This is a genomic window from Phytoamicus setariae (assembly GCF_016722925.1).
GTDB lineage: Bacteria > Pseudomonadota > Alphaproteobacteria > Rhizobiales > Rhizobiaceae > Rhizobium_E > Rhizobium_E setariae.
Window position 1 is genome coordinate 1 of the sequence record NZ_JAEQNC010000004.1, and the last position, 22592, is coordinate 22592.

At 59.2% G+C, this 22592-nt stretch carries 18 protein-coding genes; 6 read left to right on the top strand and 12 right to left on the bottom strand.

All coding sequences use genetic code 11. The features are described 5' to 3' along the window. Positions 1 to 178: 178 nt before the first annotated feature. The gene (gene rpoD / locus JJB09_RS07715) at positions 179 to 2239 is read right to left on the bottom strand and encodes an RNA polymerase sigma factor RpoD (RefSeq protein ID WP_201655640.1); all 2061 of its coding nucleotides are present in this window, start codon (positions 2237 to 2239) and stop codon (positions 179 to 181) included. A gap of 548 nt (positions 2240 to 2787) precedes the next feature. Here rpoD and JJB09_RS07720 point away from each other — a divergent pair. Continuing rightward, positions 2788 to 3513 (top strand): calcium-binding protein, encoded by a 726-nt coding sequence (locus tag JJB09_RS07720; protein WP_246748620.1) that lies wholly within the window; start codon positions 2788 to 2790, stop codon positions 3511 to 3513. A 3-nt stretch (positions 3514 to 3516) separates the two neighbouring features. Here the strand turns inward: JJB09_RS07720 and JJB09_RS07725 are convergent, their stop codons facing one another. The 5 genes from JJB09_RS07725 to JJB09_RS07745 form a co-directional block, all read right to left on the bottom strand. Further along, positions 3517 to 3864, bottom strand: a complete 348-nt coding sequence (locus tag JJB09_RS07725; protein ID WP_201655646.1) for a GFA family protein — start codon at positions 3862 to 3864, stop codon at positions 3517 to 3519. 77 nt (positions 3865 to 3941) lie between these two features. Continuing rightward, positions 3942 to 4979, bottom strand: coding sequence for an L-threonine 3-dehydrogenase (gene tdh / locus JJB09_RS07730; RefSeq protein ID WP_201655649.1), 1038 nt, complete (start codon positions 4977 to 4979; stop codon positions 3942 to 3944). 183 nt (positions 4980 to 5162) lie between these two features. Further along, complete coding sequence (locus JJB09_RS07735; protein WP_201655652.1) at positions 5163 to 6350, bottom strand: glycine C-acetyltransferase; 1188 nt, start codon at positions 6348 to 6350, stop codon at positions 5163 to 5165. A 107-nt stretch (positions 6351 to 6457) separates the two neighbouring features. Further along, positions 6458 to 7696 carry an NAD(P)/FAD-dependent oxidoreductase gene (locus tag JJB09_RS07740; protein ID WP_201655655.1) on the bottom strand — a complete coding sequence of 413 codons (1239 nt, stop codon included), beginning with the start codon at positions 7694 to 7696 and terminating at the stop codon, positions 6458 to 6460. Between the two features lie 36 nt (positions 7697 to 7732). Next, positions 7733 to 9106, bottom strand: coding sequence for an FAD-dependent oxidoreductase (locus tag JJB09_RS07745; protein WP_201655657.1), 1374 nt, complete (start codon positions 9104 to 9106; stop codon positions 7733 to 7735). A gap of 333 nt (positions 9107 to 9439) precedes the next feature. On the opposite strand from JJB09_RS07745, the gene JJB09_RS07750 reads away from it, so the two are divergent. After that, positions 9440 to 9649, top strand: a complete 210-nt coding sequence (locus tag JJB09_RS07750; RefSeq protein ID WP_201656769.1) for a cold-shock protein — start codon at positions 9440 to 9442, stop codon at positions 9647 to 9649. A gap of 445 nt (positions 9650 to 10094) precedes the next feature. Next, a complete protein-coding gene (locus JJB09_RS07755) occupies positions 10095 to 10472 on the top strand; it encodes a DUF6481 family protein (RefSeq protein WP_201655660.1) in 378 nt (125 codons plus the stop codon). A gap of 43 nt (positions 10473 to 10515) precedes the next feature. Here the strand turns inward: JJB09_RS07755 and dnaG are convergent, their stop codons facing one another. Both dnaG and JJB09_RS07765 read right to left on the bottom strand, forming a co-directional pair. Beyond that, positions 10516 to 12498 (bottom strand): DNA primase, encoded by a 1983-nt coding sequence (gene dnaG / locus JJB09_RS07760; RefSeq protein ID WP_201655663.1) that lies wholly within the window; start codon positions 12496 to 12498, stop codon positions 10516 to 10518. A 104-nt stretch (positions 12499 to 12602) separates the two neighbouring features. Beyond that, complete coding sequence (locus tag JJB09_RS07765) at positions 12603 to 13052, bottom strand: GatB/YqeY domain-containing protein (RefSeq protein WP_201655666.1); 450 nt, start codon at positions 13050 to 13052, stop codon at positions 12603 to 12605. Between the two features lie 250 nt (positions 13053 to 13302). Here JJB09_RS07765 and carA point away from each other — a divergent pair, with 250 nt between their 5' ends. Then, complete coding sequence (gene carA, locus JJB09_RS07770) at positions 13303 to 14505, top strand: glutamine-hydrolyzing carbamoyl-phosphate synthase small subunit (protein ID WP_201655669.1); 1203 nt, start codon at positions 13303 to 13305, stop codon at positions 14503 to 14505. Positions 14506 to 14577: 72 nt separating this feature from the next. Here the strand turns inward: carA and JJB09_RS07775 are convergent, their stop codons facing one another. The 4 genes from JJB09_RS07775 to JJB09_RS07790 form a co-directional block, all read right to left on the bottom strand. After that, a complete protein-coding gene (locus JJB09_RS07775; protein ID WP_201655672.1) occupies positions 14578 to 15972 on the bottom strand; it encodes an MATE family efflux transporter in 1395 nt (464 codons plus the stop codon). A gap of 95 nt (positions 15973 to 16067) precedes the next feature. After that, entirely contained in the window at positions 16068 to 17321 is a 1254-nt protein-coding gene (locus tag JJB09_RS07780; RefSeq protein WP_201655675.1) for a TCR/Tet family MFS transporter, read from the bottom strand. Positions 17322 to 17470: 149 nt separating this feature from the next. Beyond that, positions 17471 to 18391, bottom strand: a complete 921-nt coding sequence (gene ypfJ, locus JJB09_RS07785; protein ID WP_201655678.1) for a KPN_02809 family neutral zinc metallopeptidase — start codon at positions 18389 to 18391, stop codon at positions 17471 to 17473. 64 nt (positions 18392 to 18455) lie between these two features. Then, positions 18456 to 19022: a DUF2306 domain-containing protein gene (locus tag JJB09_RS07790; RefSeq protein ID WP_425523694.1), complete on the bottom strand. Its 567-nt coding sequence runs from the start codon at positions 19020 to 19022 to the stop codon at positions 18456 to 18458. Between the two features lie 48 nt (positions 19023 to 19070). Between JJB09_RS07790 and JJB09_RS07795 the strand changes: the two genes are divergently transcribed. Continuing rightward, positions 19071 to 19907, top strand: a complete 837-nt coding sequence (locus tag JJB09_RS07795; RefSeq protein ID WP_201655681.1) for a LytTR family transcriptional regulator DNA-binding domain-containing protein — start codon at positions 19071 to 19073, stop codon at positions 19905 to 19907. A 206-nt stretch (positions 19908 to 20113) separates the two neighbouring features. After that, positions 20114 to 22483, top strand: a complete 2370-nt coding sequence (locus tag JJB09_RS07800) for a methyl-accepting chemotaxis protein (protein ID WP_201655684.1) — start codon at positions 20114 to 20116, stop codon at positions 22481 to 22483. The last annotated feature ends 109 nt before the right edge of the window (positions 22484 to 22592 follow it).

Sequence of the window (22592 nt, forward strand, 5' to 3'; positions counted from 1 at the left end):
TCGTCCATAGAACCTCCGTTCTGTGTCGCGCATAAAATAGCGGTCCAAGCACGGAGGTCTCTCAACTACGATGTAGAACACGTCCAGTCCTCCACCGTAGGTGGAGGTTTACTTACTTCATAAGAAAAAGGCGACCCTTGCGGGCCGCCTTTCATATTCGTCGTTCAATGCAGAACGATCAGCTGTCGAGGAAGCTCCGGAGCTTGCGCGACCGGCTCGGATGCTTGAGCTTGCGCAGTGCTTTGGCCTCGATCTGGCGGATACGTTCACGGGTCACCGAGAACTGTTGTCCAACTTCTTCCAGCGTGTGGTCGGTGTTCATACCGATTCCGAAGCGCATGCGCAGCACGCGCTCTTCGCGGGGCGTCAGCGAAGCCAGCACGCGGGTCGTCGTTTCGCGCAGGTTTGCCTGGATGGCGGCGTCGATCGGCAGCAGCGCGTTCTTGTCCTCGATGAAATCGCCGAGGTGAGAATCTTCTTCGTCACCGACCGGGGTTTCGAGCGAGATCGGCTCCTTGGCGATCTTCAGGACCTTGCGGACCTTTTCCAGCGGCATGGCGAGCTTTTCGGCCAGTTCTTCCGGCGTCGGCTCACGGCCGATTTCGTGCAGCATCTGGCGCGACGTGCGGACGATCTTGTTGATCGTCTCGATCATGTGCACCGGAATACGGATGGTGCGGGCCTGGTCGGCAATCGAACGGGTAATCGCCTGACGGATCCACCATGTCGCATAGGTCGAGAACTTGTAGCCACGGCGGTATTCGAACTTGTCGACCGCCTTCATCAGGCCGATATTGCCTTCCTGGATCAGATCGAGGAACTGCAGGCCGCGGTTGGTGTATTTCTTGGCGATGGAGATGACGAGACGCAGGTTGGCCTCGACCATTTCCTTCTTGGCGATACGCGCTTCGCGCTCGCCCTTCTGCACCATCTGCACGATCCGGCGGAATTCCGAGATCGAGATGCCGGTTTCAGTGGCGAGGTTCTGGATTTCCTGGCGAAGATCCTTGATCGTCTGGTTCTCGCTCCTGGAAAAATCCTTCCAGCCGCGCGCGGCTAGGTTGCCGATCGACTTCATCCAGTTCGGATCGAGTTCGGCGCCCATATACTGGTTGAGGAAGTCTTCGCGCGCCACACCGAACGACTCGGCCAGACGCAGCAGCTTGCCTTCGTTCTGCACCAGGCGCTTGTTGATCTCGTAGAGTTGCTCAACGAGGCTGTCGATACGGTTCTGGTTGAGCGACAGCGACTTGACCGCCTTGATCAGCTCGTCCTTGAGTTCCTTGTAGCGGCGCTCCTGGGCCGGTGACAGCGTGGCGGAGGCTGCGAGACGCGCTTCCACCTGCTGGTCCTGAAGCTTGCGCAGCTTCTTGTAGGTCTCAGCGATCTGGTCGAGGGTTTCCATGACCTGCGGGCGCAGCTCGGCTTCCATCGCGGCCAGCGAAAGATTGGACTCGTCTTCGTCCTCTTCCTCTTCCTCCGGATTCATGCTCTCGCCGCCGACATTGGTGATGTCGTCGTCCTCGCCGCCGCCGAAGCGGGCGCGGCGAACCTTTTCCTTTTCCTCTGCCGCCTTGCGGTCGGCTTCGATCTTTTCCGGGCTCTGGAACTGCGGCGCCGCCTTGGCTTCCGGGCCGGAATAAGTGGTTTCGAGATCGATGATCTCGCGCAGCAGCGTCGTGCCTTCGTTGAGCTCGTCACGCCAGATGATCAGCGCCTGGAACGTCAGCGGGCTCTCACAGAGCCCCTGGATCATCGTTTCGCGGCCGGCCTCGATACGCTTGGCGATGGCAATTTCGCCTTCGCGCGACAAAAGCTCGACCGAACCCATTTCGCGGAGGTACATGCGCACTGGGTCATCGGTGCGATCGGTCGGTTCTTTTTTCTTGGCGGTGGCAAGTGCCGTGCCCGAGGTGGGAGCGATTTCGCCACCCTCGCTGTCACCGTCGCCGTCGCTGTCACCGCTGTCCTCTTCCGGAGCAGCTTCTTCCACGTCTTCGTCTTCGACGACATTGATGCCCATGTCGGACAACATCGCCATCGTGTCTTCGATCTGCTCGGACGTGACTTCCTCCGAAGGCAGCACGGCGTTCAGTTCGTCCATGGTCACATAACCGCGCTTCTTCGCGGTCTTGATCATTTTCTTGACCGCGTCATCGGAAAGGTCGAGAAGAGGACCATCCGGTGCGCTTTCGCGTTCCGATTCCGCTTCTTCGTTTTCTTTGACTTTTGTTGCCATAGTCTGTGACTTTCTCTGACGCCGGTTTCTTACAAACTTCGAAGCTACTCGATTGCTCGCGCCGGGCGGGATGCCGGCAGCGAATCAGCTACAACGAAGTAACAGGAAGACGGATTAAGGCCGGATTAATCTCGGGGTGTTTGCCGCTCGCAAACTGCACTTGCGTGCCCCCGGGACAGTCTCGGCCCGATCTCGTGCTTCCTGTTGAATTTCTACTCACTAATTTGCCTGAGATGGTGATTCCCGCAATTTTATGTCCCGTCAAGCTTATAAGCTCAAAAAAGCGCAAAAAGCCTGCAGCGCAGCGCTTGCAGACCCCATTTTCACTCATTTCACCCTATGTAGGGACGATCTGCCGAAAGACAAGGGTCGAGAATCAGCCCTTGCGCGAAGCTTGCGCTAGAATCCGGCTTAACTAGCTGAAATCAAGACATAAGTTGACGACAGCTCAATGCGTCTCCATGAAAATGGTAAGCGATGCGAAATCCCCTGATTCTTGTGATCGCCGCGGGCGGCAAAGCCCCTTCTCCCAACTGCACGGGATCACCATGAAGACGACAAAAGGCACCACTGGCCATGACGGCCTCACAGGAACCAAAGCGGCGGACTTGATCCATGGCCTCGAGGGCAACGACACCATAAAAGGATTGGGCGGCAGTGACCGGATCTGGGGCGACGACGGGATAGACTGGCTCTACGGCGACGGCGGCAGCGACACGTTGTTCGGCAATGCGGGCGACGATTTCCTGTTTGGCGGCGCCGGCAAGGATCTGCTGGATGGTGGAGACGGCAACGACATCCTCGTAGGCGACGCAGGAAACGACACCATCAAGGGCGGCGAAGGAAACGATCGTCTGTTTGCCAATACCGGCAACGACACGTTGAATGGCGGCAACGGCAACGACTACTATTCCGTCATGGCCGACGCCCCGAAAATCACGGACAAGAGCGGTGCCGAGCGATACGAAATTGCCTTCAATGACTTGCGCCCGAGCTCGGCCTGGATTTCCGATGTCGGCGGATTGGACGAGATCGTTTTCAAGGGCTTCGAACTCGGCCAATTGGAGTTCATGCAGTCCGGGCTGGACCTGGTGATCCGCGTCGAGGGCTTCAAACAGGAAACGACGCTTTCCTATTTCTTCGCCGAAGCCAAGTACCAGGTCGAGCAATTGGAGGTCTCCAATGGCAAGGGCGGCTTGAAGGAATACGATCTCACCGAAATCGAGGATGGCGAGTTCATGGACTTCACGAGCGGGGATACGATCTGGCTTTGACCGTCAATGGCTGATGCCGTTGAACTTTACCACCTCGACACTGTCCAGATCGAACTCAGGTATGCAACGCAGGTTGATCATCGCCGATTTCTCGCCGTCCTTTCCCTCGCCTTCGCTGAACGGCGCGGTGCCGCAAGTCGAGCAGAAATGATGCTGGATGACCTGCTTGTTAAAACGGTAGGTCGAAAGCCGCTCCACAGGTGTCCTCAGCCTCAGATTTCCCGCCGGCACAAAGGCCAGTAGCCCGCCCCTGCGTCTGCAGAGCGAACAGTTGCAGTCGATGGCCTGAGTGAACGTGCCCTCCACTTCGAATGCGATGGCGCCGCAATGGCAGCTTCCCTGATACAGCATGGTTCACTCCCGCTTGTTCTCGTTATGTTCTAAGGGTGAAGAACGAGGGTGTCAACCAGTTATTGCCTTCGGGTCTGTCAGTGCCAGTCCATGACCACCTTGCCGGAGTTGCCAGATCGCATGGCTTCGAAACCGTCGCGGAAGTCATCGATGCCGATCCGATGGGTGATGACCTGGCTGAGGTCGAGCCCACCCTGGACGAAGGCGATCATCTTGTACCAGGTCTCGAACATTTCTCGTCCATAGATGCCCTTGAGCGTCAGCATCTTGAAGATCACCTTGTTCCAGTCGATGCCGAAGCCTTCTGGCGCGATGCCGAGGATGGCGATCTTGCCGCCATTGTTCATCGTATCGATCATCGACCGGAAGGCGGGCGGGGCGCCGGACATTTCAAGTCCGACATCAAAACCTTCCTTCATGCCGATGGCGGCCATGACGTCTTCGAGCTTCTCCTTGGATGCGTCCACGACGTGATCGATACCGCATCGGCGGGCGAGTTCGAGCCGGATCGGGTTGATGTCGGTGATGACAACCTTACGGGCACCGGCACGTTTAGCGACCATTGCCCCCATGATGCCGATAGGCCCCGCGCCGGTGACCAGCACATCCTCTCCGACCAGATCGAACGACAGCGCGGTGTGCACGGCATTGCCGAACGGGTCGAAAATCGCCGCCACTTCGTCGGGCACATCCTCGGGAATCGCCACGACATTGTGCTCGGGAATGCAGACATACTCGCCGAACGAACCCGGACGGTTGACGCCCACACCCTTGGTATAGTGGCAGAGATGGCCCCTGCCCGCCCGGCAATTGCGGCATTTGCCGCAGACGATATGGCCCTCGCCGGACACCCGTTCGCCGACCTTGTACTTGGTCACCGATGAACCGATTTCGGCGATCTCGCCGACGAATTCATGTCCCACGACCATCGGTACCGGAATAGTCTTCTGCGCCCATTGATCCCAGTTCCAGATATGCACATCGGTGCCGCAGATGGCCGACTTCTTCACCCGGATCAGCACGTCGTTGGGGCCGGGTTCGGGCACCGGCACATGCTCCATCCACAGCCCGACCTCGGTCTTTGCCTTCACCAACGCACGCATCATGTTCGACATTTCGGCATTCCTCTCAGGCTAGCGCCGGCATCTCCATTCCCTCTTCTCCCCATCGGGGAGAAGGTGGCCCATAGGGCCGGATGAGGGGGAAGGCTGTGCCCTAGATCAACGTCAAGAGGGCTTGGCGTCGCCCCCTCATCTGTCCTTCGGACATCTTCTCCCCGCTGGGGAGAAGGGGAAATCTCAAATCACACCCAATTCCCGACCAACCTCGGCAAACACCTCAATCACCTTTTCGACATCGGCACGCGAATGCGCCGCCGACATCTGAGTCCGGATCCGCGCCTGCCCTTTCGGCACGACGGGAAAGGAAAAGCCGACGACATACACGCCCTTCTCCAGCATCCGCGCCGCCATCGCCTGCGCCAGCGTCGCATCGCCCAGCATCACAGGAATGATCGGATGACCCTCGCCGGCAAGCGTAAAGCCGAGCCTGGTCATCTCGGAGCGGAACAGCGCGGCGTTGGCATAGAGCCGTTCGCGCAGCGCATCTCCATCATCGATCAGGTCGAACACCCTCAGCGATGCCGCCGCGATCACCGGCGCCAGCGTGTTGGAGAACAGATAGGGCCGCGATCGCTGCCGCAGCCATTCCACCACTTCGGCCTTCGCCGACGTATAGCCGCCCGATGCCCCGCCCAGCGCCTTGCCGAGCGTGCCAGTGATGATATCGACACGGCCCTCGACGCCGCAATGCTCGGCCGAACCCCGACCATGCTTGCCGACAAAGCCGACCGCATGGCTGTCGTCGACCATCACCATCGCGCCGTATTTTTCCGCCAGATCGCAGACGCCGCCGAGATTGGCGATGATGCCGTCCATGGAGAACACGCCGTCGGTGGCGATCAGCTTGAAGCGGCTGCCCTCGGCCTTCTTTAGCTCCTCTTCCAGTGCCGCCATGTCGTTGTTGGCGTAGCGGAAGCGCTTCGCCTTCGACAGCCGGACGCCGTCGATGATCGAGGCATGGTTGAGCGCATCGGAGATGATCGCATCGTCCTCGCGCAGCAGTGTCTCGAACAGGCCGCCATTGGCATCGAAGCACGAGGAATAGAGGATCGTGTCCTCCATACCGAGGAAGGACGAGATCCGCCCCTCTAATTGCTTGTGCTCTTCCTGCGTCCCGCAGATGAAGCGCACCGACGCCATGCCATAGCCATAGCGGTCGAGCGCCTGCTTGCCGGCTTCGGCGAGTTCGGCGTTGTCAGCGAGCCCGAGATAGTTGTTGGCGCAGAAATTCAGCACCCTGGCGCCGGATGCGACCTCGATTGTGCCCGCCTGCTTGGAGGTTATCACCCGTTCGGATTTATATAGACCCGCGGATTTCAGCCCGTCGAGTTCGCCGCGCAAGTGATCGAGAAATGCTGCCGTCATGCTGATGCCCCACCTCGATTGATCTGTGACAGATATAACAGAAACGATCAGCAAATGCGCCCGGTCTCGCGGCGAAAAGGTGGCGTTGGGAGGATAGGCGAACTTGCTCAATAGCGCCCGGGCCGGAAGGGTCCGGAATCGACGACAGTCGACTGCCCCGACATGACAGATGCCAGCAATTCACCGGTCACCGGTCCGAGCGTAAGGCCCTGATGGCCGTGGCCGAAATTCATCCAGAGACCGGCTTGGCGCTGCGATTGCCCGATTACCGGCAACATGTCCGGCATGCAGGGGCGCGTGCCCATCCAGGGCTGCTCTTCGACCCGCTCGCCGAGCGCCATCAATTGACGAGCCGAGATTTCCGCGCGCGCAAGCTGGACGGGATCGGCCGATGTGTCGGGCCGGGCGAGATGTGCGCCGGTGGTGACGCGTGTCCCCAGCGCCATCGGCGCCATCACATAACCGTTGGCAACATCCATCATCGGCACCCGAAGCGGCTCGGGCGAACTGTAATGGGCATGATAGCCGCGCTTGCGCACCATCGAAAACCTGTGGCCAAACAGCCTGAGCAGCGTTGGCGACCACGGGCCGAGCGCCACGACGACGTTTTCCGCCTCGATCGGCCCGCTCTCGGTCTGCACCACCCAGCCCCGGCCCGAAGCGTTTCGCTTCAGCGTTTCGGCCTTTCCATGCACGAAAGTCCCGCCTGCCCCCACAAAAAGGTCGGCATAGGACGAAGCCAGCTTGCCGGGGTCGCTTGAAGACCAAGGACCGAGCCAGTGAATGGCGCCCACGCCCCCGAGGATCAGCGCTGGTTCGGCTGCGGCAACCTCATCGGGCGTCAATGTCCTAAAATCGAGCGCATGGGCGCTTGCGAGCTGCTCGGCATGGGTGATTGCTTCCTCCAAGGCCGGTTTGCTGCGGTAAAGCACGCGATAGCCCGAACGCCGGATCAGGTTTCCGGCATTCGCGCGCTTGATGAGATCCTCGTGCCCGGAGGCCGCATGGGCGATCAGGCCGGCCCATGTCAGGGAAATTGCCTGGTGGCGTCTGGATTGCGAATGCCACCAGTAGCGCGCCAGCGAACCGAGATGGGCCGGCAACTCGCGAAAGCTGTAGTGGACGTCGTTGGTGCGTCCCAGCACGATGTCGGCCAGTTCCCGTATGGAACGGGGCATGGCATAGGGCTCGACAACTTCGGACTGGATGATGCCGGCGTTGCCGTAGCTCGTTTCCAGCCCAGGCTGCTTTCGATCGATCAGGGTTACCGACCAGCCGCGATCCTGCAAGGCAAGCGCTGATGATACTCCCACCATGCCGGCACCCAAAACGATCGCACTCTTCATTCCCACGCTCCCGACGCAACAATGCCTGTGGGAGGATCAGTAGATGCGAACGCCCTGCCGCTCAAGCTCGGACTGCACCGACGCTATATCGACACGATCGAATTCACATCCGCTCTTGACAGATAGAGCTGCGGCCACCCCTGCGCCCTGCCCGGCCACTGCGCAGCAGGCCATGTTGCGCGTCGCCGCGTGCGAAACCCGGTCGCCGCCGATGGCGCGCCCGGCCACCAACAGGTTCCGCACACCCTTGGGCAGCATCGAACGATAGGGGATGTGCATATAGCGGCCGGTGGTCGGCAAGATCAGGATACCGTAACCGTCGATGAATTCCGGGTAGATGCCGATCGTATCCTCGAACCGGCCTTCGTTGCGCACGTCGCTTTCGGTGATGTTGTAGACGGCATCGATCTTGCGGGTGTCGCGGATGCCGATGGTCATGCCGAAGTTGCGCAACCGCGCACCTTCGCAGCCTGGCGTATAGCGGCGTAGCGCCTCGATCGCCAGCATCGCCTGCTTGCGGCCTTCGATCTCGAAGGTCGTCATGCTGTCGGGGTCAGTGCCGTCGCAGCCTGCCAGGTGCACGAGGTTCATATAGGTGAGTTCGCCCGTATCGTGGGCTGCGCCCCAAGTCCCGGCAATCGTGTTCAGATGCTTGGGGATGATCCCGTCCTTGATCGCCTGGGCGAACGGTTTGGCGAGGAACGGCGAGAACATCTTGTCCTCCTTGCCAGACGTCTCGATCTGCCACTCGCCCGTCGACCAGTCGCTATAGGTCTGCGGATCGCGCTTGATGCCCTCCATGAAGGCGCGCTTGTCGACTCCGGCAAGATGAAACATAACCGAGGCAGCCTGCATATGCTCAAGGGGTGTCTTGACCGTAGCTGCGCCGGCGCGGTGCGCGACATCCGCATCTCCAGTGGCATCGATCACGCGTTTGGCAAGAATTGCCTCACGGCCCGCCTTTGATTCGACGATGATGCCGACGATCGTATCGCCCTCCATGATCGGCGCGACGAACTGGCGGTGCAGCATCGGGTGAATGCCGGCTTCCTCGACCAGCCGGTCGGCGACCAGTTTGAAGCCTTCCGAATCAAGCTCGTAGGAAAGAGACTGGCTTTCGGGCACGGCAGCGCCCATGTCCTTCGCCCGCTCCTCAAACTCGCGGCCTATGCCGTTGGCCTCCACTGTCTTCTCATGACGGTACCAGGCAAACCCCTCGACCCCGACCGTGGTGATGTTGCCGCCAAAGCAGCCGAAGCGCTCGACTAGCGTAACCTCGACGCCGGCGCGCGCGGCAGCCAGTGCGGCGGCCAGACCGCCCGGGCCCGATCCCACGACCAGCACGTCCGTCCGGTGAATGACCTCGACCTGACGGGCGGGTTCGGTGATGAAATCATGCTCGGTCGTCATTGTGGCTCTCGCTATATGTATCGTTGTTGTCAAACTAACGGGATGCAAGCCGGAGTGGGATGTCAAGCGCGACAGGCCGGGTCGAATTCGCACAAACGCAGTTTGAAAACGACAAATCTCTCCATGTTTTCAGGCAGGTGGCCGCAATCGAAAACCATAAGTTGACTTATCATCCAGAACCGACTACTTATGGCTTATCGATATTTGCTTGCTGAGCTTTTGTTATCGCACCCTAGCAACGTGCCCTCGACGAACCTTCCTTCAAAAATCGCACCGCACCGTTCGCCGCGCATTCGCGCGTCGGAATTTCAATTTGTTATGGAAGGGTTCATCATGGCCACCGGCACAGTTAAATGGTTTAATTCCACTAAAGGCTTCGGCTTCATTCAGCCTGACAATGGTGGTGAGGACGCATTCGTTCACATCTCCGCAGTCGAGCGCGCTGGCATGCGCGAAATCGTAGAAGGCCAGAAGCTTTCCTACGAACTGGAACGCGACAGCAAGTCGGGCAAGATGTCCGCTTGTAAGCTCCAGGCTGCCTAATCAGGACTTGGCCATGCCGATGACCACGGATGTACTGGCATCGCGCAGCGGCTAATTCCGATCGAAAGTCAGGCAGGTTTGCCTGGCTTTTTTTAATTTCCACCAGGATACCACTTTGACCGAAACTCCCAGCAAAGCCCGAGAACGGGCCGAGACTGCGTTCGGAAAGACACAGTCGCAATTCATTGCTCGCAACCGGGCGATTTCCGAAAGCGACGCGATTGTGCAAGCCCGAGACGAAAAGACAATGCGTTTGCGCGAACTGCGCATGGCAAAAGAGGCAAGCGAACTTGCCGCAGGAATTCCGTTGAAACCTAAAAAGCGCGTCCTCAAGTCGCGATAGATCAACGGCCACCCGACCCACCAATCAAGTGACCGCAATAAAGACAGATTGCAGCGATTGAACCTCGCTCCGGGTTGCTCGATTTTCAATCAGGACTGAAACTTGAAAAAAAGAAACAACGAACTCGCCGACCGCCGCCAGGTCGCTGCGGATGCCAAGAAGGCACTGCTTGAGAACTATCGCTCCGCACAGAACGCGGCAGCACCCAACCTCGCAGCGAAGCTGGCCGAGCGTGCAGCCATCGCCGCCGCCAGGGAAGAGCGTCGCGCCGAGCGCGAGCGCCTCAAGACAGAGGAAAAAAACCGCATCCTCGAAGAGCAGGCTGCGCGTCTTGCATTGGAAGAAGCGGAAGCTCGCGCCGAGGCAGAAGCTCGCGCTGCAGCGGAAAACAGCCGGATCGCGCGCGTGATCGAGGACGAAGCCGCCCGCAAGGCGGAACGTGATCGGCGCTACGCACAGCGCAAAGCCCGCAAGGCCTGATTAAACATGGGCGCTCCAATGCGCCCGTAGGGCACAAGAGGGCTTAGTGCCCTCCCGCAGGCCCCTTGACCTTGCCGGACATCACGCCGAAGCCATCGATCAGCGCTTCCTGGCTTTCGAGCCGCACCGCTTCGAGCTGGTTCTCGTTGAGCGCCAGCATCAACTGTTCGACCTCCGCCTCGTCGCCCCGTTCGGTCGCATCGGCAAGTTCCCGCTCCAGTTCGCGTCGATGGCGGATAAGCGCGCGCGCCCTCGTCTGGAGCGCCAGCGCCTGGCGATAACCCTCGCGCGCGTCCTCGATGGCCGCGCTCTCGGTCGCAGTCCACAGGCGCGCGAACCTGATCTGCCGATCGAGGTTACCGAGCAGCGTATCGAAACCTTGTACTTCAAGAGCAGTGATCAGCTCCTCCCGCGTCAGCCCCGGACCACTGGCTGCAGCCACCTGCAGCACCGCCTGCCAGAATCGTTGCATGTCACGGTTTGCATACTCGATCTGGGAAATCTCGTCATACTCGTCGAAGAACAATGCCGGATGGTTGACGATGGTGAGCGCAAGCACGGCTTCCCGCAGCGATGGCAACGAGCGGTAACCGCTGACAAGACCGGATTTGGCTAGCCTGTCGGATATCGGCGCCAGCCTTGAGTTCGAGTTCTGGGGCTGGTTTTTGCCACGCCCCTGCCCACCCCGCTCCTGGAACTTCTGCCGGTTCTGCGGGTTCGTTTGGTTCTGCTGGTTGCGTGACTGAAAGAAAGCATAGAGCCTGTCGCGCATCTCCTGCTGGTAGTGGCGGCGCACGCTTTCATCGGCGATCACCTGCGTCACGTTCTTCAGCCTGGCTTCGAGTTCGGCGCGTTTTTCCGGGGTCTCGTATTCGCCCCCGGAGGTTTCGCGCAACCAGACCATATCGGCCATGGCCCGGGCTTCGGCGATCACACGATCGAAAGGCGCCCGGCCATCGATCTTGACCAGATCGTCCGGATCCTTTCCATCGGGCAACAGCGCTATTTTCAAGGAATAGCCTGGCTTGATCAGCGGCAGCGCCAGATCGACGGCGCGCGAAGCCGCGCGCATGCCAGCCCCATCGCCATCGAAGCAAAGCACGGGTACCGTCGTCATCTTCCACAGCAGCGCCAGCTGGTTCTCAGTCAGTGCCGTCCCGAGAGGTGCAACGGCATTTTCCACACCCGCCTGGTGCAGCGCGATGACGTCCATGTAGCCTTCGACCGCAATGACGGTGCCATCGTTTCCCTGCAGCGTTTTGCGCGCGCGGGAGAAGTTGAACAGCACCTGCCCCTTGGAAAAGAGTTCGGTCTCGTTCGAGTTGAGATATTTGGCCGGCGCATCCGGCGACATCGCCCGCCCGCCGAAGGCGATGACCTTTTCGCGCGACGACAGGATGGGAAACATGATGCGATCGCGAAACCGGTCATAAGAAACCGGAATATCCGGGCCGTGCACGACAAGCCCACACGCCTCGATCTGCTCGCGGCTTATGCCCTTGGAGGACAAGAACTCCTTGAGCGCATTTCGACTGTCGAGCGAATATCCGAGCCGGAACGTCTCGATCGTGCGGCCCGTCAGGCCACGGTCACGCAGATAGGCGCGCGCCCTCGCACCCGCTGCCGATTGCAGCTGGTCCTGAAAGAACTGCGTCGCAAGCTCCATCACGTCGGAGAGATTGTGGCGCTCACGTTCGCGACGCTCGCTTTCCGGGTCTGGTTGCGGCAAGGCAACGCCCGCCATATCGGCCACCTGCTGGACGGCCTCGTTGAAGGCCATGCCATCCAGTTCCATCAGGAAGCGGAAATGATCCCCCGAGACGCCACAGCCGAAACAATGATAGCGGCCCTTGCGATCCTCGCAGTGAAAGCTCGGAGATTTTTCGCCGTGAAAGGGGCAGCAAGCCCAATAGTCACCGCGCCCGGGATTGGTCTTCTTGCGATCCCAGGTCACGCGCCGACCGATCACGTCAGAAATCGTGACGCGATCGCGCAGTTCGTCAAGGAAACTGGGTGAAAAACGCATGGAGTCTGGTCCTGTTGGGGACCGATATAAGCACTTTGGGACGAATGTGCCAATCGGCAACTGCTGCGGCGTCAGCCGCAGCCGATGCCGATGTTTTAACGATATTAGCTGAGCAGCGCCTTGATCTGGCCCGACGCCTTGCCGAAATCGAGCTGGCCCGGATAGCGTTCCTTGAGCAGCGCCATGCACTTGCCCATGTCCTTGATGCCTGAGGCACCAATCTCGGCGATGATGCCCTTGATGATTTCGGTGACTTCGGCTTCGGAAAGCTGCTTGGGCATGAATTCGGAGATGATGGCAATCTCTTCGCGTTCCTGCGCTGCAAGCTCGGGCCGACCGCCCTCGTCATACATCTTGGCCGACTCCTCGCGCTGCTTGACGAGCTTCGAAAGCAGCGAGGCGATATCGCCGTCGGAGGTCGTCGCATCGGGCTTCGTGCGGTTGGCGATCTCGAGATCCTTGATGGCCGCCTGCACCATGCGGATCGTGGTGATTTTCCGCTGTTCCTTGGATTTCATGGCCTCTTTCAAGGCATTCATCAGTTTTTCGCGCATGGCAGGATTCTCCAAAACTATCCGGCGCTTATGCCGAGACGGCGCAAAAAAAGCAATCAATTCCACAAGCAACTGGAATCTATTCATATTTTATTGGCGGGAAAAGTCTCGCGCGCATTGACCGCGAGACAAACCGCCACTATTTTCCGCAAAATTGCAAAAAGGGGATAAAGGCTTGCGAACACGGACACACTCCGTGCGCCTTTTCCTGCGAGCATGTGGCAGACAGACACTGCCGGAACGGAGCGATATGAGCACCCAAGCCTGGACCACCGAAAAACCGACCGCCCTTCTCGTTCTTGCCGATGGCACAGTCATCGAAGGCAAGGGAATTGGTGCAACCGGCCGAACCCAGGCGGAAGTCTGCTTCAACACTGCGCTTACCGGCTACGAAGAGATCCTGACGGATCCCTCCTATCTCGGACAAATCGTCACCTTCACCTTCCCGCATATCGGCAACATCGGCACCAACGAGGAAGATATCGAAGACCTGACGCCCGCCGCCCGCCACGGCGCAGTCGGCGTGATCTTCAAGGCAGATATCACCGACCCATCCAACTACAGAGCCCTGAAGCATCTCGATACGTGGCTGAAGGCGCGCGGCATTATCGGCATGTGCGGCATCGACACGCGCGCGCTCACCGCATGGATCCGCGAGAACGGCGCACCGAACGCTGTCATCGCCCACGATCCGCATGGCGTGTTCGACATCGAAACGCTGAAGGCCGAAGCAAAAGCCTGGAGCGGCCTGCTCAATCTGGATCTGGCCAAGGTTGCGTCCTCGGGACAGTCCTCGCAATGGACGGAAAAGCCGTGGGTCTGGAACGAAGGCTACTCCAACCTTGAAGCCGCCGATGTCAAATATCACGTCGTCTGCCTCGATTTCGGCGTCAAGCGCAACATCCTGCGCCTGTTTGCCGGCCTTGACTGCAAGGTGACAGTGATGCCGGCGAACACCTCGGCGGAAGAAGTGCTTGCCCAGAAGCCGGATGGGGTCTTCCTGTCCAACGGCCCCGGCGATCCGGCAGCGACCGGCATCTATGCCGTGCCGGCAATCAAGGCACTGATCGGCACCGACCTGCCGATCTTCGGCATCTGCCTCGGCCACCAGATGCTCGGCCTGGCGCTCGGCGCCAAGACCGAAAAGATGCATCAGGGCCACCATGGCGCCAATCATCCGGTCAAGGATCACACCACCGGCAAGGTCGAGATCGTGTCGATGAACCATGGCTTTGCAGTTGACTCGAAGTCGCTGCCGGAAGGCGTTGAAGAAACTCACGTTTCGTTGTTCGATGGATCCAACTGTGGCCTGCGCCTGGTTGGCAAGCCGGTGTTCTCCGTCCAGCACCATCCGGAAGCCTCGCCGGGCCCGCAGGATAGTCACTATCTCTTCCGCCGGTTCCTCAACCTGATCAAGGAACGCAAGGGCGAGCCGGCGCTGGCCGAGCGCTGAACCGCCCGATCTTGCAGATATCAAAAAGGCGGCTCCAGGCCGCCTTTTTCGTGCGCGATGCATATTTCCGGATCAAGTTGCCCGCCCCTGTCGCCTGACCAGAATGACATAACGCCCCAGCAGCAGCACGGACGCGGCAATCAGGCCAAACACGAATCCGATCCAGATTCCGATGCCGCCCATGCCGAACGGAAATGCCAACACGTAGGCCAGCAAAAAGCCGACCGGCCAATAGGAGATCAGCGCCAGTATCATCGGCACGGTCGTATCCTTGACGCCGCGCAACAGCCCAGCCGCCACGGCCTGAAGACCATCGACCAGCTGGAAAATCCCGGCAATCACCACCAGCCCGCTGGCATAGGCCAGGACTGCCGCCGAATCCGGCTTGGCCGTATCGAGATAAACTGAGGCGAGTTGCACCGGATACAGTGCGAAGAGCACGCTGCCGATCATCGAACAGCCGGCTGCGATCAGCACGGCCACCCAGGACGCCCGCACCAACGCCTTGTGGTCGGCAGCCCCCGCGGCCAACCCCACGCGCACAGTGACCGCCTGAGCTAGCCCCAGCGGGATCATGAACGCCACGGATGCCCATTGTAGCGCAATCCCGTGCGCAGCCAGCTCGACCGTACCGATCCAACCCATCAGCAATGACGCAACGGTGAACAGGCTGACTTCGGCAAGAATGGTCAAGCAGATCGGCAGGCCGAGGCGAAACACTTCCCACAGCACATGCATGTCGGACCGCCAGAAACGCACGAAGACCTCATAGCTTCGAAGCTCGCGGTGTTTCTGGATGTAGACAAGCGTCAGCAGCACGCTAAGCACGTTTGCACAAAGCGCGACAATCGCGGCTCCCTTCATGCCGAGCGCTGGCATGCCGAAATGACCAAGCACCAGCACATAGGCGCAGAATGCGTTGAAAACGAGCACGACCAACGTGACATAGAGAATAATACGGGCATGCCCGACCGCGCTGAGAAACGACCTCAGCACCATGAAGGCAAGAGCGGGGATCATTCCCCAGCCGGCAATCTGTAGATAGTCGCCAGCAAGCTTGGCGACGTGTGGATCCTGGCCGGCAAACAGCAGGACGTTCTCCGCAAACCAGATGGGTGGCGCGGTCACAAAGCCGAAGCCGATGATCACCCACAGGCCCATGCGAACCGAACGGCGCACCATCATCGTATCGCCCTGCGCATAGGCATAGGCGGCAAGCGGCACGACCGCAGTGGCAAATCCCGAGCCGAAAATGAACAGCGTGAAGAAATACTGGCCCGCCAGCACCATCGCCGCAAGTTCGGCCGTACCGAGCCTGCCGACGATGAAGACGTCGGTGACGTGGATGCCGAGTTGTGCCAATTGCGCGCCGATCAGCGGGATCGACAACGCCAGAGTGGCCAGGAAGTGTCCCTTCCAGCTGTTGTCGACTATTGCCGTTTCATTGCTCGCCGTTAAAGTGGTCATTTGCTCAAACTTTCCTCGAAGGAACCGCTGATAGAGGAAAATTCAGGCGAAAACCAGCAGTCGAGCTCACCCTCGGGAATTTTTCATGGAACCCATCAATGTATTTGATGGGCCTTCTGCGCCAACCCGTTGAGCACCTTGTTCGGCACCCTCCAGACGAACACCGCAAGCCCCAGCACCGTCATCAACGCCGCGGCGAAATACGGCATGCCGGGAAATTCTATCGGCGCCGCAGGCCCGGAAAACCCGGTAAACAGTGACGTAAAAAACAACGGCCCGATGATCGAGGTGACGCTCGAAAGGCTGGTGAATGCACCCTGCAATTCGCCCTGTGCCGACGGCGGCACGCCCGCCGCCGATATCGACCGCAGCGCCGGATCGGTGACCCCCTCAATGCAGCATAACGCGATGACAACGAACACCATCCATCCCTCGGTAGCAAACGCATAGCCAAGGAATGCGAGCACGCAAAAAACCAGGCCGATGACCGCGGTGCGCCATTCGCCATAGCGTTTGACGAGTTGCGGCAGGATCAATCCCATGACAACTGCACTCATCACGCCGAACAGGCCGAGCGACAGGCCGATCATTCCTTGCGACCAGCCATATCGGTAATCAGCAACGAAGGGCCAGGCCACGGGATACACCACGTGGGCAAGCCAGAACAGGAACATCACCGATGCGACCCAGCCAATGCCCTTGTAATTCCTTAGCTGGCGGATGGCCCCAAGTGGGTTGGCGCGCTTCCATTCAAACTTGCGACGGTGCTGCTCGTCCAACGTTTCCGGAAGCAGGAACAGCGCGATGACGAAGTTGAGGAAGGCGATCAGCGCAGCTGCGTAGAACGGCACGCGTGGCCCGAATTCTCCGAGAAAACCGCCGATCACAGGCCCGAGCGTGAAGCCGACGCCGAAAGAAATGCCGACCAGACCGAAGTTCTTCGCTCGATTCTCATCAGTACTGATATCGGCGACATAGGCCGAAGCCGTCGCATAGCTCGCACCGCTGATGCCGGCCAGAACACGGCCGACGAACAGCACCCAGTAGCTGCCGGCCAGCGCGCAGATGAGGTTGTCGATCGCAAACGTCAGCACCGAGAACAACAGAACGGGACGCCGGCCGAATCGGTCACTCAGGTTACCGATGAAGGTGCCGAAAAAGAACTGCATGGCGGCATAGGCAAGAAAAAGCCAGCCACCTTCCATCGCCGCATGACTTACATCGGCGCCGGTCAGTTCCTTGAGATAGGCGGGCATGACAGGCATAATCAAAGCGATCCCCATCATATCCATAAGCAAAATAACAAATACCAACGCCAGCCCGCGGCGGGCGCGTTTTTCATCAATCATGATTGCAAACTCTGCTTGTCCGCCAGATGTCGCACGGAACATAAATAGAACAAGAAGGCACTAGCGAATCTTGGCGCGCCTTTCAAGCGCGCCAATTCTGCAACCTGACGATTTTTCTGCGATGTGACTTGCAGGCGACTCCTGCGTCCTCAGATCGAGTTGTTGAACGTATCGCAGGCTGCCATCTTGCCGGTATCGAAGCCAATGCGGAACCATTTCGCCCGTTGCGCTGATGTGCCGTGCGTAAAGCTGTCGGGCACGACATAGCCCTGGGATTGCTTCTGAAGATTGTCGTCGCCGATCTGGTGGGCGGCATTCAGCGCCTCCTCGAGGTCGCCACGTTCAAGTATGCCCTTCTGGTCGGTGAACTTAGCCCATATGCCGGCAAAGCAATCTGCCTGCAATTCGACCCGTACCGACATGGCATTGGCCTCGCCTTCGCCCATCGACTGGCGTGCGCGGTTGAACTTCGGCAGCACGCCAATCAGATTCTGCACATGGTGGCCGACTTCATGCGAGATGACATAGGCTTGCGCGAAATCGCCCGATGCGCCGAACCGCCGTTCCATTTCGCGGAAAAACGCGGTGTCCAGATAGACCTTCTGGTCCGTCGGACAATAGAATGGACCGGTGGCAGCACTTGCCATCCCGCAGGCCGATGGGAACGAGCCCGAGAACATCACAAGCTTCGGCTCGACGTATTTCCGTCCTGCTGCAGCAAAAATGCCGTTCCACATGTCCTCGGTTTCCGCCAGAACGGTGGAGACGAAGGCCTTCATCTCGTCATTGGTAGCCGGCTTGTCGTTCCGAACCGTCTCGCTCTGATCAAATCCCGGATTCTGGACTTGATCGCCGCTGCCCAACATCTGGGTGACGTCAACGCCCATGAAATAGAGCACTCCGAAGACGATGACGATCAGTACGATCGAGCCTAGGCCGCCGCCCCGTCCCGAACCGATAGGGATGTTAAGACCGCCGCGCCGACCGAAAGGATCGCCCGGCGATTGCGTCGGACCGGTTCCGCGTTCATCCTGAACATTGCCGGACTGCCGGCGACCTTTCCAATCCATGATTTCGCTCCCGTCAACTGCAAGGCAAGCTATGAATAACAGTATGCAGATAACGGTTGATCTTTCAATGCGTTCCTGACTTTACGCGCCCTGCGCGCGATATCAGCACCAGGGCCAACATCAGAAGCGCACAAACAGCCAGGACGGCTAGAAAAAGCATCAGTGGGCCGACGTCAGAAGGCTCCTGCGCTTGCATGAAGACCACATCGTGCATGATGCGCCCTGGAAGCAGGGTGAAGAGCCCCGCGCCGACAATTCCTCCCAGATAGAGCCCGATAACGTGTCGTTTGTGCTGTGCTATTCGGCGAGCGCGCGCATGCCGGTAAGCCATCCAGGCACCGGCGAGCACGTAGATCGAGATCAGATGAATGGGGCCGAAGCCCATGAACAGGTTGCTCTCGTGAATGAAAAAGGACGACAGCGCCACAACGACCATCAGGCCCAGCCAGACCTTGCCCGTAATCCGGTGCATGGGTGTTCCCTTAGGTGCGCAGAAGAGCCATGGCCCGATCATGGCTGCCGGAACCACGGCGCCAACGTGGAATTGCACGGCTATGGGTGCTTGCAAAAGCGGTTCGAGATTCATGCTGAATGCCTCGGATGGGTTGAACATGAATGTCGTCTCGTCCATTTGTTCAGTTAGTACCAAAGGCATTTCGCGACAGGGTAAGGAAACTTCGTGAAGGACAGCATACTGCATTCCGCGCTTCGTGAACTGAGGGCTCTGCCTGGGTCAAGGAACCTCTGGCTGATTTTTGGCGCTGTGGTAGCGCTATTTGCGGTCATCGGCCCATTTGGTACACTGGAGACATTGCCTTTCCTTCAACGCCTTGCCTTTTGGTTCATCCTGCACGCAGCAGCCTGGATGACAGCGTTGATATCAGCCGTATTCGGCAACATCCTGCTTGAAGGGGTCATTGCATCAATGTTCTGGCGCATGATGATTGGATCGCTGGTCGCGGCTGTCCCCATCGGCGCGATCATCCAGACCATCCGCTACCTGTGGTTCGGGCATATCCCGACCGGAACGACACTGTTTGGCGAGATGCTGGCCACCCTGCCTCTCTGCGCCATCTTCTGTGTCATATCCTATCTTGCCATGTCCTCGAACGGGGATCCTACGATACAGTCCGATGCTGATCCGGCAGCGATCCCTTTTACACCAACGACCTCGGCATCCCCGGAACCCGCCCTACTCGGCTGCCCACTCATGGCGCGGCTGAAGCCGGAAAACCGCGGCGCTTTGTGCTTCATGTCAGTCGAAGACCACTACACACATGTCAAAACTAGGCGTGGGCGCGAGCTCGTTTTGCTTCGGTTTGCCGATGCTATTCGTGAAACCGGCAACGTCGACGGGCTTCAAGTCCACCGTTCGCATTGGGTCGCGCGGGATTTCGTCACTGGCGTCAATCGCACCGGCGGCAAGACGACCCTTGTGTTGGCGGACGGCGCGGAAATCCCGGTCAGCAGACCCTACATCGCCCAGGTTCGCGCACTTTTCCAATCGCAATCGTAAGAACAGCAAAACACCACAACCGCGACGGGAAATATTCAACAAATCTAAATATACGTTAAATTAACAGAACCTGCGTAATTTCCTTAAAATTGAAGCCATCATCAGGAATATCCTACGGATTTTCTTTGATTGCGGGCTTGGATGAGGGGAATTTCAGAGGAAAACGATCAACATCTGGTCGCGACCTTCTATCAGGAGGGAAGTGCATGCTCTTTAAGTCGGCTACCAGCCGGAACATTTTTTCAGTCGCTGCTTGTGGGGTTGTGGCAACTGTAGCCGCTTCGGGCGTTTTGTTTAATCTGGCCTATAATGACATCAGGCAATCGAGCCTGGAGCAGATGCGCCAGATCGCCAATGCCAACGCATTGAATCTCGAAAAGTCCATGGACAAGGCGATCAGCCTCGCGGATGGACTGGAAACGTCCCTTTCCACAATGAAGGAAAGCGGCGCGCCCGATCGCAAGCAGGCCGATGTTCTCCTTAACAACTTCCTCAAGGACAACCCGGTTGCGCTTGGCGTCTGGACAGGCTGGGAAGCCAACGCCTTCGATGGCAAGGACAAGGACTTCGTCGGCAAGGAAGGTCACGATACCACCGGACGTTACGTCCCCTACTGGGTTCGCAGCGGCGACAAAGTTCAGCACACGCCTCTCGTGGATTACACGGTCGCTGGCGCCGGCGACTATTACCAGATGCCATTCACCCAGCAGAAGACTGTCGTCATCGAACCCTACGTCTACGCCGTCGATGGCAAGGACGTGCTGATGACCTCGGTTTCCAAGCCGATCGTGATCGACGGTAAAGTGGTTGGCGTTGCGGGCATGGATCTGTCACTTGCCGAAACCAACAAGGCCATCTCGGCAGTCCATCCGATGGAAACCGGTTTTCTCGGGCTCGTCAGCGCCTCCGGCAACATCCTGAGCCATCCCGATGCATCACTCAACGGCAAGAGCCTGAAGGACGCCGGCGAAAAAGCCGCCGGCTGGGACAAGCTAATTGCCAATCCCGGTGTCGAGCACGAAATCACTGGTCCCGACGGCCAGACCCAGTTCGCCATCGCCTACCCTGTCAAATTGACGGCGGACAGCAACTGGTACGCAATCGTGTCCGTACCGAAATCGACGGTCTTTGCCCAGCTCAATAGTATGGCATGGAGTGCAGCCGCAATCACCGCTCTGGCAGCCCTGTTGCTCGGCATCAGCGGCTGGCTGATCGCCCGCAAGTTCATCAAGCGCATTGAGAACGTCATCGGCGAGACAGACCAGATTGCGAATGGCAAGCTAGATGTAGTCATCAAGGACAAGGACCGCAAAGACGAACTCGGCGACCTTTCCCGTTCGCTCGGTATCCTGCTGGAGAACAACCGTCACAAGGTCCAGCTGGAAAAGGATGCGGAGGCAAGCCGCGCCGCTCAGGAAGCCGAGCGCATCGAACGTGCCCGGATCAATTCCGCCCAGGAAGAGGAAGTGAAATTCGCCGTCGGCGAACTTGCAGGCGGCCTCGCCAAGCTCTCGGACGGCGACATGACCGTGCGCCTCGAGCGTCCGTTCACCTCGGCGCTGGATGAAATCCGCGGCAATTTCAACGTTTCCGTCGAAAAGCTGCAGGCAGCACTCGTCTCCTTCTCGGAAAACGCTTCGGTCATCCAGTCCGGCTCGGAAGAAATCCGCTCGGCCGCCGACGACCTTGCCCGCCGCACCGAACAACAGGCTGCATCGGTCGAAGAGACGGCCGCCGCACTGGAAGAGATCACCACGTCGGTCAAGGATTCGACGAGCCGCGCCGAAGAAGCCGGCAATCTCGTCGGCCGCACCAAGGACGGCGCGGAAAAATCCGGCGAAGTCGTTCGCAATGCAGTCGAGGCGATGAGCGCCATCGAACAGTCGTCGCAGTCGATTTCCAACATCATCGGCGTCATCGACGACATCGCCTTCCAGACCAATCTCCTGGCACTGAACGCTGGCGTCGAAGCCGCACGCGCCGGTGAAGCCGGCAAGGGTTTTGCCGTCGTCGCTCAGGAAGTCCGCGAACTGGCCCAGCGGTCGGCAACCGCCGCCAAGGAAATCAAGGCTCTGATCACGTCCTCGGGCGAACAGGTCAAACGCGGCGTCAGCCTCGTCGGCCAAACCGGCGATGCACTCCAGACCATCGTCGGCGAAGTCCAGCAGATCAACCAGAACGTCCAGGCCATCGTCCAGGCCGCGCGCGAACAGTCCACCGGTCTGCAGGAAATCAACACAGCCGTGAACCAGATGGACCAGGCAACCCAGCAGAACGCCGCGATGGTCGAGGAATCGAACGCCGCATCGCATACGCTGGTTACCGAAGTTTCCTCGCTCTCGGCACGGTTGGCTCAGTTCAATCTCGGAGGCTCCAGCAGGACTGCGAGAACCGTCGCGCAGGCGCCGGCTCGCGCACCTCTGAGCCGCACAGCCGCCTCTGCCCCAAAGGCTGCGACGGCCGTTGCCCGGCCAGCCCCCTCGCCTGCCCGCGCGCTCGGCGGCAAACTTGCCGCTGCCTTCGGCGGGACATCCGCAGCGGCAGCTGTATCCGGCGGCGACTGGGAAGAGTTCTGAGCAATATCGCCCAGAAAGACGAATGCGAACGGCGGGGTTATTCCCGCCGTTTTGTTTTGCTGAACCACGGCGAACTCGGTCGGCTGGGATAATTGAGGAATTGTGAAAA